Source organism: Pedobacter chinensis, assembly GCF_003339865.1.
Lineage (GTDB): Bacteria > Bacteroidota > Bacteroidia > Sphingobacteriales > Sphingobacteriaceae > Pedobacter > Pedobacter chinensis.
The window spans coordinates 196790-213014 of record NZ_QPKV01000006.1 but is presented as its reverse complement, the minus strand read 5'-3'; the positions used below and the strand labels follow the sequence as shown (position 1 = coordinate 213014).

Below are 16225 nucleotides of genomic sequence, written 5' to 3'. Positions count from 1 at the left end.
TAAGACATTTGTGCCCTGAACACAATTGTTTAAGCAAAACATGCATACAACTGAACAACTACAACAAATTCTAGATACAGCAATACAAAATTTAAGGTTCCCGGATCAGCCTAAACAGCTTTATGACCCTATAACTTATATTATTAATCTCGGCGGCAAACGTGTTCGCCCCCTGTTGGTTTTAATGGCGACTGAATTATTCGGTAAAGATGCGCACGACTCCATACACGCTGCAATGGCCATTGAGGTTTTCCACAATTTTACGCTTGTACATGATGATATTATGGATAATGCCCCTTTACGCCGGGGGAAAGCCACTGTTCATGAAAAATGGAGTACCAACACCGCCATTTTAAGTGGTGATGTAATGATGGTTGAAGCGAATAAAAACCTGGCTAAAGTAAATCCGGTTTTCCTGAAAGAAGTGTTGGACACATTCAACGCAACCGCTCAGGGCGTTTGCGAAGGCCAACAGCTGGATATGGAATTCGAAAACCGTGATGATGTAAGCATTGAAGAATACATCAACATGATCAGGCTGAAAACAGCAGTGCTGCTGGGAGGAGCTTTAAAACTGGGTGCTATCATTGCAGGAGCATCAGAAAAAGATGCCGATCTCATCTATCAGTTTGGAGAAAATATTGGCATTGCTTTTCAGTTGCAGGATGACATCCTGGATGTTTACGCAGATCCGGAAAAATTCGGCAAACAAGTTGGTGGCGATATCATTGCCAATAAAAAAACATTCCTGTTGTTAAAAGCATTTGAACTGGCCGAAGGCGATACCCGGGAATCATTGGATACATGGACGAGCTATAAAGACTTTGATACCAAAGAAAAAGTAAAAACAGTAAGATCGGTTTATGATACTTTAGATGTTCAGAATATCGCTAAAGAGAGCATGAATCACTACTTGAACAAAGCATTGAACGTATTCGGACAAATCAATGTGAGCGACGAAAGAAAATCCAATCTGTTAACATTAACCAATCAGTTAATGGCCAGGGAATATTAATTTATAAGTTTTATAACCAACTCATCTTGCGAGGCACGAAGCAATCTTTATTACCGTGAGGCAAATAGAGTAAATTACTTCGTGCCTCACAATGACAAAAGATAAAAAAACAGGCCAAAAAAAAATCCCGATTTTCATCGGGATTTCTAAATATCAGTTGATACTAATTATTCTGCAGTTGCAGCTTCTTCAGTAGCTTCGTCTTTTTTAGCTGCTTTTTTAGCAGGTGCTTTTTTAGCTGGTGCTTCTGCAACAACTTCTTTAGCTTCAACTTCTTTTTTCACCGCTGGTTTTTTAGCAATTGCTGCTTCAATTTCAGCATCAGAAATAGGAAGAACAGATACATAAGATTTGTTATCTTGTTTTTTTCTGAAAACTACAGTACCATCAACCAAAGCGAATAAGGTATGGTCTTTACCAATACCAACGCCTTTATCAGGGTGGTGTTTTGTACCACGTTGACGTACTAAAATATTTCCAGCGATAGCTAACTGACCACCGAAAATTTTAATACCTAAACGCTTACTATGCGATTCACGTCCGTTTTTCGAACTACCGGCTCCTTTTTTGTGTGCCATGATTTTATATTTTGTAACTCGCTAAAGGCGAATTATTGGGTTAACAATTAATTATAACGTGATGTCAGAGATCTGAATCTTAGTGAAAAACTGGCGGTGACCATTTTTCTTTTTGTAACCTTTTCTACGTTTTTTGTGGAAAACGATTACTTTATCACCTTTTAAATGAGATACGATCTTAGCTGAAACTTTAGCACCTTTAACCGCAGGAGCACCTACAGTGATTGCACCACCATTATCAACCAACAATACATTATCAAATTCAATACTAGCGCCTTCATCTCCTTGTAATCTGTGTACAAAAAGGTGCTGGTCTTTAGCAACTTTAAATTGCTGCCCTGCTATATTTACTATTGCGTACATTGTTTAAATATTAGTTTTTTAATTTTTATTTAACGAGGTGCAAATATAGAACAAATTCAATTAACACACAAACACATACCGAAAATATTTTTAGTATAAATTTTACCGTTCTTAAATTCCCGGGCATGCGCTTATAATTTATTTTGAAAAGCAATGGCATCACATTTTGGCAACTCCTGCCCTGCTGTTCATTTCAAGTCCTCGCTTCGCTGCGGGCTTTCCATTTCCATCAGGTTTAATTTACGCGGTTTAAGTATTTCAAACAACGGTGCTCTCCCCTCCAAACCACTAATTCTGCTACATTAAAGAAATCTGCAAATCAGCGAAAGACAATTCCAAAGTTAAAAAATGTTAAAGCCCTTTTCTTATTACGAATATTTCGTAGATTTACGAAAATTAAATAGAATACTTTTAAAACCCAACATTATGAAATTAATTTTAACTACCTGCTTAGCAATGGGTATAACACTTTCATTGAAGGCACAAAGTCCTGATAAGGCATTGGCACGCGTACGGTATACCTTTACACATATTCAGGATACCACGCAAAAAGACAAACCACATACAGAGAACATGTTGCTGGTAACAGGCAAAAATGCATCGGTTTATACCAGTTACGATAAAATAAATGAGGCATTAAATGCACAAAAGCAAATTGAAGAGCAAATCAAAAACCAAACAGGCAATTCAAACGTGAAAATTGAGCTTAAAAGACAAACAAAAGGTTCTGTTACCCAGGCTGATTATTTCTTTTTCGCCAACGAAAGGAAGCTGATCACAAAAGAAAAGCTATTTAACAATTATCTTGTTGAAGAAGCTGCTCCAAAAATAGACTGGAAGATTTTAAAAGACACGATGAGTTTTTCAGGTATCCCTTGTCAAAAAGCTACTGCAAATTTCAAAGGAAGAAACTGGATTGCATGGTTTGCAACCGAATTGCCTTTTCAAAGCGGACCATGGAAACTTAATGGTTTACCTGGATTAATTGTTGAAGCTTATGATGAGAAAAAAGAAGTAAAGTTTGAATTTGCCGGTTTGGAAAACGTAACAGCAAGCGATGAAAAAAACACATCTGCCGATGAGCCAAAGGTAACAATGGCAAATGGTGCAGTTGCCGGGATTAAAATTGTGGGTATGGATGTAGGCACATCCTATCTAGGTTCGGAAATTAAACTTCCTGCTGATGCCATTAAAACAACACGAAAAGAATTGGATAAATTAAAAGAAGCCAGAGATAAAGATCCGCAGGGTTTTATGCAGGCACAAATGGCAGCCAGCGGTATGCAGGGATCATTCAAAATGAATGCAGCTCCACGCCCTGCCGGAAGTACCGCAGCCGTAAAATCTGAAATCAATAATCCACTCGAAATTTCCAGTCAAAAATGAAACACATCCTTTTAATAAAACTATTGTGTTTTATTGGTATCGTGTCGGTTTCTGCTCAGAAACCGATTAAAGGAACAGTTAAAGATAGCAATGGAAAAGGAATAGAATCGGTTAATGTAAATTTAAAGGACGCTGAGGGCAATATCATTAATTTTACCAGAACCAATAAAAATGGCGAGTTTAATCTTTCGGTAAAAAATGATCAGATTGTTGGCTACAAAATTGAAGCTTCGAGCATTGGATACAAAAAGCAATCCATTTCCATTACAGATCTTACCCAAAGTCAGGACTTAATCTTACAGGCGAGCGAAACCAATTTAGAAACCGTAACGGTTAAAAATCGTCCTTCACTAATGGCTAAAGGCGATACATTAAATTACAGAACCTCCGATTTTGCAGATAAGCAAGATCGGAGCATTGGCGATGTGCTTAAAAAAATGCCGGGAATTGAAGTGGCTGAAAACGGAAAAATCAGCTATAACGGCAAATCGATTTCTAATTTATATGTAGATGGAGATAATTTGCTCGATGATAAATATAACATTGGCACAAAAAGCATTCCGCAAGGTGCAGTTGATAAAGTTCAGGTTATTCAAAACGATCAGCCGATTAAAATGATGCGCAAAAATAACATGAGCGACGATGTGGCCTTGAACCTGGTCATTAAAGATGATGCAAAACTCAAGGTAATGGGCGATGCAACCATAGGTGCCGGAACGCCAGATCGTTTTGATGAAAACCTGACAGCGATGTTGTTCAATAAAAAGTTAAAGTTCATCAACAACATCAAAGGAAATAATATTGGCAATGATCCGGGTATTGATTTAACCTCACATAATTTATCAGATTACTTAAAGCGTTTAGACAATAGTAAACCAAGCGGTTTGTTATCAACCGGGGCAGCTGGTGTACCATCACTTCCACAAAGCAGGTACTTATTTAACAAAGCAGGGGTTTTAAATTTGAATAATCTTTACAAATTCAATCAGGATTTACAGTTAAGGGCCAATATTTCTTATTTGTATGATGAGCGCAAACAGCAGTATAATAAATTTTCGCAAACCTATTTATCTGATCAAACCATCAGCTATTCCGAGTTTCAGAACAATGAGATCAACCCTCAAAAACTCAGAGCTCAATTCAATTTAAATGGCAATGCCGAAAAACATTATTTGAACAATAATTTCGTTTTGGACTATGCTCCCTTTAAAACCACATCGGCTTTTTCCATCAATAATGTAGCGGCCAATCAGATATTAAAACAAGAAACCTTCGATATTTCAAATGAATTCAATTATCGAAAGAAACTAAAATCTGATGATGTAATCAACCTGTATTCTTATTTCAACAGCACTTCACAACCTGAAATTTTAAATATTTTACCTGGTTTAAATGCTGATGTTCTCAATAATGGAAATAGTTACCTCGGCTTGAATCAGTATATCAAACTTCCAACCTGGTACACTAACAATTACATATCATTTGCATTTGTAAAGGGCGGCTTCGCACAAACTTATAAAGCTGGATTTAATCTTCAGCAACAAAACTTAAACTCCGAGCTTTATCGCATACAAAACGACCAGACCTCAGAATTGGTTTCACAAAACACAGTAAACGACTTAAAATGGTTTAAAAACCGGGTTTACGCTGATGCCACTTATGAATATACAAACGATAAAATAAAGGCGGGTTTAAGTTTGCCATTAAGCTATAACAGAATTAGCTATAATGATCCGCTTAATGCGCTGGATAAAAGTTTGCAGAAGTTGTTTTTAAACCCATCAATGAATATTAAGTATCAAACAGGAATAGAAAATTTTGTGACCGCTAATTATTCATTCAAAAATGATTTGGGCGGAATTGATGATGTTTATCGTGGAACGATTTTGAAAAATTATCGTTCGCTGTTTGCCAACGATGCGCCTGTTTCAGAAACCAAGGCGCATAACATTGGTGCTGGTTTTAATTTCAGAAAAGCCATGCAAATGTTTTTCCTCAATGTTGGTGCTAATTATAGTGACATCGAACTTAATACCATATCATCTTATAGTTTAAGCAATAATATCCAGCAACGAATAGTTTTGCCTTTAGAAAATCATTTCAAAACGCTGTCACTAAATGCGAATACAAGCAAATATATTTTCGCCTGGAAAAGTACGCTAAATGCCGGGGTCATTTTTTCTCAAAGCAAGTATAATCAATTACAAAATGGCGAGCTTTTGCCTTTTAACACCAAAACTATTACCTATAGGGCTGGCATTGAAGCAAAGTTGACGAATTTTGTGAACTGGTCGTACAATGCAAGTTATGCGGTTACCGATAACCGTGCTGAAATTGCAGATGCCATTAAAACCAATTTTCAGCAATTGAGGCAACAATCTGCGCTGGCTATTACAACTGTTAGAAACGTTTATCTTAACTTATCTGCAGAGCATTTGTTCACACACCAATCCAGTCAGCCAAATCTAAAATATCTTTTTGCTGATATGAATGTGAAATATAAGATACTGAAGATGAAAACAGATCTTGAATTTGGCATCACGAACCTGACGAACATTAAACAGTTCGATGCCATTTATCTTTCGGCAAATTCACTTACCACCGGAACTTATCTCATCCCCGGTAGAGTGGCCATGCTCAAAGCAACATTTAACTTTTAATCTGAGCCTGAGGATTAAATTTCTAAAGAATGTATAATTATGTTTTGGGTTAGAGCAGTCGTTACCCTGAAATATTTCAGGGCCTTTCTTGTTATTAGGAAAGGTCCTGAAATAAATTTAGCTTGAAGTTAAGCCACACATGGTGCTTATAAAGCTTGAATTTAAAAGTAACAATCGAACTAAGTTTTAACGGTAACCTTAAGGTTTCGTGGTAATGCGAAATGCCATAGGGCCACTTTTATCAACATTGATAGTTGAGATCTGGTTCAGATTGAGCTTATCAAACTCCTCTTTAGAGATCTTATTTCCATTTAGAAAAAAATCAGTTCCGGTAGTGGTTATTTTACCATTGCCGACCAACTTTTTTAGATTATCATTGTCCGTATCAACTGTTTTAAAGGTCGATTTTATGACAATAACTTTTTGGATTTTATCTTTCGCGGGTGGTAATGATTTCAGGAAATCAGTACTTTGATTCCCTGAAATCATTACATTGGTCAGTTCAGATTCTAACTTTAGCGTATCCTTAAAAGTAAAATTTTGCATGATCATTTTTCCATTAGCATCATCTTTCATTTTAATGCTAATCATTTTAACCTTTCCATGTTGATTATTCAACATATTGGCAATTGATTGATGGCTGGTATCCGCACTTTCCAGATCAGTATTAAACACAAACATTACATTTCTGGCTGAATCCGGAAGTTTAACATCAGCATCTTTAACCTTCTGCTTTGCCTTAATTTTTGCTAAAAACGGCTTGCTTACAACAACTTCAGGTTTATTTTCCGGCAAAACCTTTATGACCATATTTTTCAGAGGAATTAAGCTTTTCCGAACTTCCTTTTTATCAATGGTAAAAGCTAGTGTAACGCAAAGTAAAACAGGTAGGGCTAGTAAGTATCTGGTTAAATTTACTTTTGATGAACGCTTTGTATTCATCATTTTAATACGTTTTTTTAGATCGGACAAATTGAAATTATTAACGATGGCCACAGAAGCCTGCAAAGTTCCAACATCCAATAAACTGTACTGATAAGCCTTTTTATCAATACCTTTTTTCAATATTCTGGCATCGGTAATGAACTCAATATTCTCTCTAACCGCTTTCTTCATTAACCAAACACCAGGATTGAACCAGTAGAAAACCACACAAATTTCGGCAAGAATAATATCAAGAGTATGCCATTCTTCTACGTGAACTTTTTCATGTTCAAGAATATTTCCCAAATCTTGTGGCTTATGCATTCCAGGATTAATGTAAATAGTTTGCCAGAAGCTGAACGGACTTACTTCTTCATTTAAAATTCTTACATTAAAATCTTTCAGTTTACCCGGTTCAGATTTTTTGTGCATCCGGCGAAGGGAAATAAACTGAACCATTAATCTCATTGCCATCAGAAAAACACCAGCATAAAACAGCACGGTTAAAATCTGCCAAAACATCGAAACCGAATCCTGTTGCACAAATTGTTTAACATTCTGATTAAACCGAGGAATAAAAGCAGGAACAGCTTTTTGTCCTGAAAAGAAATCGGTTAAATCAATAAATGGATAAGCTGAAGAAAAAACGATCCCAAATACTAAAAATGCCCGGTTAAGTGAATAAAATGTTAACCGGCGTAAAATAAGATAATAGGTTACAGAAAATAGAATCAGCACCAGGTTTATCTTCAATAAAATGAGAAAAAAATGTGGCATGGCATTACTTTTCAGGGTTTTCGATCAGGTTGATTATTTCCTTTAATTCTTCGGCACTAATCTTCTTATCCTTTGCAAAAAACGCAACTAATTCCTTATACGAACTTTGGAAATAATTATTTACAAAACCGCTCATGAAACGTTTCTTGTAATCAATCTCTTTTACTTTAGCACTATAACGATTAGCATTTGCAAAACGTTCACTTACTAGGTAACCTTTACGTTCCAGGTTTTTCACTGTCGATGCCAAAGTGGTATAAGGAGGTTTTGGCTCAGGCATGGCATCCATGAAATCTTTAATAAACCCCTTACCTACCTGCCATATAGCAAGCATTGCTTCTTCTTCCTGCAAAGTTAATTTCTCCATCTAATTACGAATTTATCGTAAATATACGAAAACATCCTAAAAATAAAAGACTTAATTAAATCACTAATATTTAGCAGTTTAATTAAGCCTTTTTATAGCTTTCATACTTAATTTATATGCAGCGCTATCCTGTAAACACAAACATTTTCGAAGCCAACTTAAGTTTAAAGAAAGAATATCCAACAGATTTAAGAAGATTACGCAAATTTTATTTTGTTCTGCGTATTAGCGGAATCTGCTAATTAATGTCATTCTGAGTGCAACGAAGACCTGCGAAGCAAGTATGAGTACATTGAGAATAACATTATTAATGAATAATCCCTAAGTGATGAAATGCCATCTGAGCAAAACAGCAGCCAGAGATTACAGGCAATAGATCTTAATCATGATTTTTAACTTAGGCTTTAAAGAAGGAATCCCTCAGATTTAAGAAGATTACGCAAATTTTATTTTGTTCTGCGTGATCAGCGGCATCTGCGGGAAATAGCTAAAGGATCTCAATGTCATTTATATTCATTTTTATGACCACGAAGTAGCTGCGAAGCAAAATAAATTATCCTTCAAACTCAATATTTTATTTACCCGATCTCACTTCTGCCTGGTTTAAAGTTTCCTGAATCACTTTACGCATTTGAACTGCTGCATCCAGCAACTTCGGATTACCATCAAAATCGCCATAAATGACCACATGCTTCGACTTCTCTTTGTAGTTAAAGGTAATGTCATAGCGGGGTACCGCTCTCGATTTAGCACTTTTTTGACCAATCGTATCTGGAAAATTCCACAGACCTATTTCATTGGCTTTTCTATGCATGTACAAAATATCATCACTTTTTAAGAAAACCTTTTTTGTAATTACGGAATCTCTGTTATTTACATATTGATACTCGCCTGTTTTAGAATCATAATGGTTTTCCAAAGTATCCTTTAAACCGTAGCTAAACTGCATGGATACAAAATCTGCTTTTCTGAAAGGTGCATTTTGTATGATTGGTTTATAATAAATATAACAATAAATAATCATCGGAACGATGATGGTAATGGCTAAGAATATCTTTTTGCCTCTTGAACTCATATTTCTATTTCTTTTGCTTCAACACTATTTGGATCAAACTCACCTTCCCATTTTGCAATTACCACCGAAGCTAAACAGTTTCCAATTACATTTACCGAGGTACGGGCCATATCCATCAATTCATCTATTCCTAAAATTATAAATATCGGCCAGGTTGGCAGACCAAATGAGGCGGCTGTGCCCAGCAGGATAACTAACGATGCTCTTGGAACTCCTGCTACGCCCTTGCTTGTTAACATTAAAGTAAATACAATAACGAGTTGATGACCAAAACTTAAATGAATATTGGCTGCCTGAGCAACAAAAACAGATGCCAGCGCTAAATAAAGCGTTGTTCCATCTAAATTAAAACTATAGCCGGTTGGCATTACAAAAGCTACTATTTTACGAGGTACACCTATACTTACCATCGCTTCCATGGCCCTTGGCAAAGCAGCCTCAGAACTTGTTGTAGCAAAAGCTATAGATACAGGTTCGGCAATGGCCTGTATAAATTTTTTAATCGGCAACTTAATGATTAATGCTATCGGCAGCAAAACAATCAGCATAAAAACAATCAGCGCAATGTATAAGGTTATCAATAAATGAAATAAGTTAACTAAAACGCCAAGCCCCATGTGCCCAACAGTGTAGGCCATGGCCGCACCCACCCCAATTGGGGCAAAGTACATGACCAGATTCGTAAATTTAAACATTGTTTCTGAAAGGCTTTCAGTAAGGTTAATTAAAGGCTTCCGTTGTGCCATTGGCACCATAATTAAAGCTATTCCAAAAAACACACTAAAAATCACAATTTGTAGTACATCTCCACCTGCCATTGATTTTACAATACTATCAGGAAAAATGTGTAGAATAACTTCCTTAGCCGTTTGAGGTTCAACTTTGGGTATATCATGTGAAACAGCATCGGCCTGTTCAATGCCTACACCAGCCCTGCTGATATTTATTGCTGCAAGCCCAATGAAAAGTGCAAATGTGGTTACAATCTCAAAATACAATAAAGATTTCCACCCCATTCTTCCAACCTGTTTAATATCCGAATGCCCGGCAATACCGTAAACCAAAGTTGCAAAAAGTAAAGGCGCAATGATTACCTTAATCATTTTAAGGAAAATTTGGCTGAAGATTTGGAGGCTTTGCCCAAAAAATGGAAAATCATGCCCTATTGATATGCCTAGAAAAAGTGCGGCCAAAATCCAAAAAGTAAGTGTTCTTTTGATAAAACCGTAGCATACAATAAAACCCAGCATTACCCAGCGCAACGTATAAAAGAGGAGATCAATTTCCGGAGAAAGGCCTATATTCCAGTTAAATTGAACATTTAAAAACAAGTACGCACTAAAAGATAAAAAACTGATGAGCAGAATGCCAAAAATAATGGCACTTAACTTTTTAGGCAATAAATAAAGAAAAAAACCACCAATTGCCAAAGCATATAAAGGAATGTAATCTTTTAAGCTTAAAAGTTCATTACTTTCTTTTCCAGCAGCAACAACTTCAAAAAAACCGAGAACATTTAGTAAAATAGCTAATAGAAATATACAGATTACTGCAATTAACATTGGTTTGTTTCTTTTCATACTAAAGTTAGGTTTAGGCACAAAAGTAATTATTTGTACCAAGTAAGCAAACAATTATTATTTTTGGCTTCCCTGTAACAAAGAAAGCATCTCTTCATCTAAAAAACATCTATAAACCCGTAAATGGAACAAAAAGACAAGTTATTTAAGCAGATCTTCGATTCAAATTCCAAAAAGATATTCCATTTATGCTATGGTTATACAGGCGATACAGATGCTGCAAATGATCTTTTACAAGAAACGTTTTTAAAAGTTTGGCAAAACCTGGATAAATTCAGAAACAAATCATTAATCTCAACCTGGATATACAGAATTGCCGTTAACACCTGTTTAACTTATTTAAGATCAGAAAAAAGGCAGGCAAAAGATGAACTTACAGATAATATCATAGAGAATAAAATAGAGGAATTTTCGGAAAAAAATGAGCAGGTTGCTTTACTCTATAAATGTATCTCTAAACTTGAAGAAAACGATCGCTTAATTATTACAATGGTGCTTGATGAACTTCCATACCATGAAATTGCCGACATCTCCGGAATAAGTGAAGGCAATTTGAGGGTAAAAATTCATCGTATTAAACAAAAATTAACAGAACTATATAACCAGTATGCAAGCGTTTGATCAAATACAGGAGTTGTGGCAAAAGCACGAGGTAGAAGTTAAAGTTTCTGCTGATGAAATGCTACAACAGGCTAAAAGAGAAGTGAATGGTTTGAGGCTGAAATCAGCTTTGAATATTTTAGGCATGCTTGCATCGTTTCTGGTTATAGCATCGGTTTGGATATTTTACCATTTCGAATCGTGGACAACACACTTAGGAATTAGCATTACTATGATTGCGATTGGTGTTTATACTTTAATCTTATACCGTGATCATAGATTAATTTCGAAGAGCGACTACACGTTACATCCAAGTGAATATTTAAGCAATTTGAAAACTTATCAGTTGAACCGTTACAGGCTTTATAATTCTTTATATTGGTTTTACACTGTTGCTTTATCATTGGGGATCATTTTTTACTTCGTCGAAATCCTTTCTTATTTCAGCACCCTTCAAAAAGTGGTTGCGGTTTCCTTAACAGCGTTATGGATTATTTTCTGCTCAACCATCCTGAGAAAAGCAGTTATTAAACGCGAAAAAGAAAGAATAGCATTACTAATAGAAAAATTTGAACGCATAAGCGGGCAAATATCTACCCCGGAATAATTTTAGGCACGGTTTTTTAGTGGTTAAAATGTGCATGGAACCATCATGATTTAACAGGCATGAATAATCATAATGGCTTCATTACATTGAAACTAGATTTACATAAGTGAAAAAACTGATTATACCCATATTATTTTTGCTGATACTACCTTGCTCATTTGGCTTTAAACAAGATTTTACCAAACCCGTTCAGCTGGATTGGGAAACTCATTTTAAGGGCCAGGCCGATGCACGCTCTCCTTTTTATGCACTAACGGCCATGACCTGGAAATACAGCTACGAATCAACTGTTTATCGGAACCGTGTTGCTATAAAACTTAAAAATGAAGTTACCATTGATAAAAACCGATCATGGGTTAAGTGGGACAAAATTAAAGATCCAAATGTGAGGGCAAGTTTACTTCATCACGAACAAGGACATGTAAATATTCAATACATTTTATTATCAGAAGCTGAACGTGTTTTAAAGAACAGAAATTATTCGGTAAAAAACTACAAAGCTCAAATTTCTCAATTGGCCAATGAAATAAGTAATTATTTTGATACCATGCAGCGCAATTACGATGATGAAACCGAGCACGGAAGCAATCATAAAATGCAGGCACGCTGGGATGAAATTATCCGGGATAAAATGGAAGAATCAAGAGCCGCTACTCTTGCTAACTCAAAATAATTTTGGAAGAAATATAATTGCACCTGCCATTAGTGCTAAAAAAGCGGCCACCAAAACCGCGGCAGCGGCTAAATCTTTCACGATCTTAATTTTGGGATGGTAGTTTGGCGAAACCACATCTGCTAATTTTTCGATAGCAGAATTCAGAATCTCGGCAACAAATACAGCTGAAATTACCGAAAGTATGGTAATCCACTCTAAGCTGGAAAGATTTAAATAAAACGACAAAGCAATAGCTGCAATGGCTGCAAAGAAATGAACTCTCCCATTATGATCGTTTATAAAAAATAATTTCAATCCATTAAAAGCATATTTGAAACTTTTAATCCGGTCTACAATTGAGAATTTATGCTTTTCTTCCATGGTTTGTTTATCAAAGAGGTCCTGAAATAAATTTACTTCGTAGCTTTACGCTTCGCTACAGGTCAGGATGACCGTTCATAGATCTTGCTTCAGCGTTATGCCTAACCATCTCGTCATGCTGAACTTGTTTCAGCATCTTTCCTGCTATTCAGGATGACGACCGTTCATATATCGTGTTTCAGCGTTATGCTTAACCACCTCGTCATGCTGAACTTGTTTCAGCATCTTTCCTGCTATTCAGGATGACGGCAGTTCATGTATCGCGTTTCAGCGTTATGCTTAACCATCTCATCATGCTGAACTTGTTTCAACGTCCTTCCTGCTATTCAGGTCCTGAAATAAATTCAGCGTAACGACCGTTTATATCGAGCATGATTAGCACAAAATCATCACTCTGTTTTCACTTCAATGGTAGAAAAACTATTTCCACTTAATTTGTACTGATAAGTTTTTGTAACATTTTTGGTCGAATCAGCTTCATCTTTAACCGGGAACGACCTGAGTAAATCACCGTTTTTGATAAAAAACTTATCATTGCCTGAATAGCCCTTCTTCTGTGTTGAGTTTAATGAAGGGAAACCAATTTTATTAAAGCTGCCACCTGCATATTCAAAAACATTTAAATCTGAAACATTCTTTTTGCTTAACAACTGAATGTACAATTCCGGATTTCCATCATTATCCAAATCCATATTCCAGGCATCTGTTATTACCCCTTTACGTTCGGCAGCCTCAGATTTATAATTATTTTTAACAGAATCAGACATTAAAATCTGATAACCTCCTACAGAATCCGGTCCTTTTCCCCAGCTGATGATTTCAAAATTCAGTCCGGGTTTAACCTCTACATCCTTATAAAAGTGAAAAGGATTTTTCTCTACTTTTGGCGCCTCGATTTTAACTTCTGCCGGTTTTTCTTCAGTACAGGCAAAACAAAACAGCATCCCTGTAAGTAACAAAAGATGCTGTAATGTGTATTGATGTAATTTCATTTTGTTTGAAACATTTTAGTTGCCCCAAATTAATGATTTTCGCTTTTGAAAGCAAGGTGTTTTATTTCTTGGCCTCGGTTTTTTCTTCCGGAGCCCCATTGTTTAAAAGTGTTTCAGTGGTTACACTTCTCTTTCCGCTAGGTGCAATTACAATTGTTCTGAGTAATCTTTTCTCTCCTTGTGGCACTGTTACCTTAATTGGGGCAGTGTATAAAAATGCGTTTTCTGATGGCCTTGATCCATCTAATGAATAATAGATCTTCCCACCCGAAACAGGTACTTTTAAATCGATAGTGAAATCACCACCTGTTAGCGGCTTATCGCTTTGGCCAATTGGTGTCGGAACCCAAAAATTTACATTCATTTTATCTAAACGAGCCAGGTGACGAGGCAAACGATCTTCTGAAAAATTCTTCAGGTCTTTGCGTTCAACAGGGCTCCATGCAATTTCTGATAAAGCTAATAATCGTGGAAAAGCATGATTTTCAGCTTTTTCAGGGGTTTTAACATATTCTGTCCATAAATTTGCCTGAACACCTATTACATATTTGCGTTGATCTGCAGTAAGTACTTTCGGAATTGGATCGTAAGCATAAATTTTTTGATAAGGTGCAAAACCACCAATGGTTACAGGTTCATCAGGAGAATTGGATTGTTTATGATCGATATATAAACCCATTGATCCTGGTGTCATAATCACATCGTGATTTTGTTGTGCAGCAGCAATTCCACCAGCTTCACCCCGCCAGCTCATCACTGTAGCATTTGGCGCTAAGCCACCCTCTAAAATTTCATCCCAACCTATAATTGATCTACCTTTCCCATTCAGGTATTTTTCAATTCTCTGAATAAAATAACTTTGCAATTCGTGTTCATCTTTTAAACCTTTCTCTTTCATTAAAGCCTGGCAAAAAGGCGATTCTTTCCAATAAGTTTTTGGCGCTTCATCACCACCAATATGAATATATTTTGAAGGGAAAATGGCGATTACCTCATTCAATACATTTTCCAAAAAAGTAAAGGTATTTTCTGACGGAACAAAAATATCATCAAAAACGCCCCAGGTTTGCTGAACCAGCTTTTCTTTTTTATTGCCGGCCCAAGGTGTTTTATCGCTAATAAACGTATCGCGGTCAGGGAAACAACTCAATTCCGGATAAGCAGCAATTGCAGCTGAGGCATGACCCGGTAATTCGATTTCCGGAATTACAGTAATGTATTTTTCAGCGGCATATTTTACGATTTCTTTTGCCTCATCTTGTGTGTAATAACCTTTTACTTCGGTTAAATAATTGCCTTTACCAGGATAATTACCAATAATTGTTCCAGGCCTTGTAGAACCAACCTGTGTTAATTTTGGATATTTTTTAATTTCTAATCTCCAGCCCTGATCTTCTGTTAAATGCCAGTGAAAAGTGTTGATTTTGTAGTAAGCCAGCTGATCTATATATTTTTTCACAAATGAAATCGGGAAGAAGTGGCGACTCACATCAAGCATTGTTCCCCGATAGTTGAAACGGGGATAGTCATTAATATCAACAGCAGGAATGGTAATTTTATCTGCAATTTTATCTGGCATCATCTGCATAGCCGATTGAACTGCATAGAAAAGACCCGCTCCTTTTCCGGTTAAAATAATTTGATTTGGTGTTACCCTGATCGTGTAGCCCTCAGCTGGCAATTTATCTGCTCCAACAGATGTTAAAATAATCGCCTTTTGTTTAGCTGGTACATCTTTCACTTCCCGTAACGCAAAGCCTGCTTTGGTTACAATAAACGCATTTAATAAATCGCTCATTTTTGCACCTTCAGTTCCGGTTGATGATAATACAACGGTTCTATCCAGCACAAAATTCCCGTTATTTTTCTTTATAGAAACCGGTGTGGGAATAATGCCTAGATTTACATCGCTCTGCGCATAAGCTGATGTACTGATTAGGGCACAAATAAAAATCGAAAGAATTTTGTTCATGTTTGAGTTTTTTAGGGTAATTATTTGGTTATTTTGCTACAAGATAGAGATTCCATTTTCATCCTTAACTTCACTTTTTCGTTACAATTCAAGTCAAACGTTTGATTTCTGCATTAGTTTTTAATTTTTTTTCATTTCATCATGAATTTGATTAGCCCATGCGGGAAACATTCCTGACAGGTCATTTTCCCGAAGGCCATTCATAAATCCAAAGCTAAATCATAAATAATTATAAAGTGTATTCAATAACACTTAAGCCTACATAAACAGGTAAGTCAAAATATTTACACATA

Annotated in this window: 15 protein-coding genes; 6 read left to right on the top strand and 9 right to left on the bottom strand. The window is 36.1% G+C overall.

The genetic code is table 11. The annotated features are described in order from the left end of the window. The first annotated feature begins 40 nt into the window (after positions 1 to 40). Complete coding sequence (locus DU508_RS15195; RefSeq protein WP_199562723.1) at positions 41 to 1015, top strand: polyprenyl synthetase family protein; 975 nt, start codon at positions 41 to 43, stop codon at positions 1013 to 1015. A 167-nt stretch (positions 1016 to 1182) separates the two neighbouring features. On the opposite strand, the gene rpmA is transcribed toward DU508_RS15195, so the two are convergent. Together rpmA and rplU are read right to left on the bottom strand one after the other, a co-directional pair. Next, positions 1183 to 1593, bottom strand: a complete 411-nt coding sequence (rpmA, locus tag DU508_RS15190; RefSeq protein WP_115403658.1) for a 50S ribosomal protein L27 — start codon at positions 1591 to 1593, stop codon at positions 1183 to 1185. 51 nt (positions 1594 to 1644) lie between these two features. Then, entirely contained in the window at positions 1645 to 1956 is a 312-nt protein-coding gene (rplU, locus tag DU508_RS15185; protein ID WP_039476071.1) for a 50S ribosomal protein L21, read from the bottom strand. Positions 1957 to 2382: 426 nt separating this feature from the next. On the opposite strand from rplU, the gene DU508_RS15180 reads away from it, so the two are divergent. Next, complete coding sequence (locus DU508_RS15180) at positions 2383 to 3342, top strand: GLPGLI family protein (RefSeq protein ID WP_158542184.1); 960 nt, start codon at positions 2383 to 2385, stop codon at positions 3340 to 3342. Then, the gene (locus tag DU508_RS15175; protein WP_115403656.1) at positions 3339 to 6002 is read left to right on the top strand and encodes a TonB-dependent receptor; all 2664 of its coding nucleotides are present in this window, start codon (positions 3339 to 3341) and stop codon (positions 6000 to 6002) included. Before DU508_RS15180 ends, DU508_RS15175 begins: the two co-directional genes overlap by 4 nt. A gap of 198 nt (positions 6003 to 6200) precedes the next feature. Here DU508_RS15175 and DU508_RS15170 read toward each other — a convergent pair whose 3' ends face one another. From DU508_RS15170 to DU508_RS15155, 4 genes are all read right to left on the bottom strand, one after another. After that, positions 6201 to 7703 (bottom strand): M56 family metallopeptidase, encoded by a 1503-nt coding sequence (locus DU508_RS15170; RefSeq protein WP_115403655.1) that lies wholly within the window; start codon positions 7701 to 7703, stop codon positions 6201 to 6203. A 4-nt stretch (positions 7704 to 7707) separates the two neighbouring features. Continuing rightward, positions 7708 to 8070: a BlaI/MecI/CopY family transcriptional regulator gene (locus DU508_RS15165; protein WP_115403654.1), complete on the bottom strand. Its 363-nt coding sequence runs from the start codon at positions 8068 to 8070 to the stop codon at positions 7708 to 7710. A gap of 574 nt (positions 8071 to 8644) precedes the next feature. Beyond that, on the bottom strand, positions 8645 to 9145 hold the full coding sequence (locus DU508_RS15160; protein ID WP_115403653.1) for a hypothetical protein: 501 nt from the start codon (positions 9143 to 9145) through the stop codon (positions 8645 to 8647). Next, positions 9142 to 10725 (bottom strand): dicarboxylate/amino acid:cation symporter, encoded by a 1584-nt coding sequence (locus DU508_RS15155; protein WP_233509618.1) that lies wholly within the window; start codon positions 10723 to 10725, stop codon positions 9142 to 9144. The genes DU508_RS15160 and DU508_RS15155 overlap by 4 nt, the downstream gene beginning before the upstream one ends. A 123-nt stretch (positions 10726 to 10848) precedes the next feature. Between DU508_RS15155 and DU508_RS15150 the strand changes: the two genes are divergently transcribed. The 3 genes from DU508_RS15150 to DU508_RS15140 all read left to right on the top strand — a co-directional run bounded on the left by DU508_RS15150 (position 10849) and on the right by DU508_RS15140 (position 12605). After that, on the top strand, positions 10849 to 11346 hold the full coding sequence (locus DU508_RS15150) for an RNA polymerase sigma factor (RefSeq protein ID WP_090883846.1): 498 nt from the start codon (positions 10849 to 10851) through the stop codon (positions 11344 to 11346). Then, a complete protein-coding gene (locus tag DU508_RS15145; RefSeq protein ID WP_115403652.1) occupies positions 11333 to 11932 on the top strand; it encodes a hypothetical protein in 600 nt (199 codons plus the stop codon). The genes DU508_RS15150 and DU508_RS15145 overlap by 14 nt, the downstream gene beginning before the upstream one ends. A 106-nt stretch (positions 11933 to 12038) precedes the next feature. Next, positions 12039 to 12605, top strand: coding sequence for a DUF922 domain-containing protein (locus tag DU508_RS15140; protein ID WP_115403651.1), 567 nt, complete (start codon positions 12039 to 12041; stop codon positions 12603 to 12605). On the opposite strand, the gene DU508_RS15135 is transcribed toward DU508_RS15140, so the two are convergent. The 3 genes from DU508_RS15135 to DU508_RS15125 all read right to left on the bottom strand — a co-directional run bounded on the left by DU508_RS15135 (position 12597) and on the right by DU508_RS15125 (position 15932). Next, the gene (locus DU508_RS15135; protein WP_115403650.1) at positions 12597 to 12968 is read right to left on the bottom strand and encodes a diacylglycerol kinase family protein; all 372 of its coding nucleotides are present in this window, start codon (positions 12966 to 12968) and stop codon (positions 12597 to 12599) included. The two genes, DU508_RS15140 and DU508_RS15135, sit on opposite strands and share 9 nt — an antisense overlap. Before the next feature lie 389 nt (positions 12969 to 13357). Further along, the gene (locus tag DU508_RS15130) at positions 13358 to 13960 is read right to left on the bottom strand and encodes a hypothetical protein (protein WP_115403649.1); all 603 of its coding nucleotides are present in this window, start codon (positions 13958 to 13960) and stop codon (positions 13358 to 13360) included. Positions 13961 to 14021: 61 nt separating this feature from the next. Beyond that, positions 14022 to 15932, bottom strand: coding sequence for a beta-N-acetylhexosaminidase (locus tag DU508_RS15125; protein ID WP_115403648.1), 1911 nt, complete (start codon positions 15930 to 15932; stop codon positions 14022 to 14024). Positions 15933 to 16225: the final 293 nt, after the last annotated feature.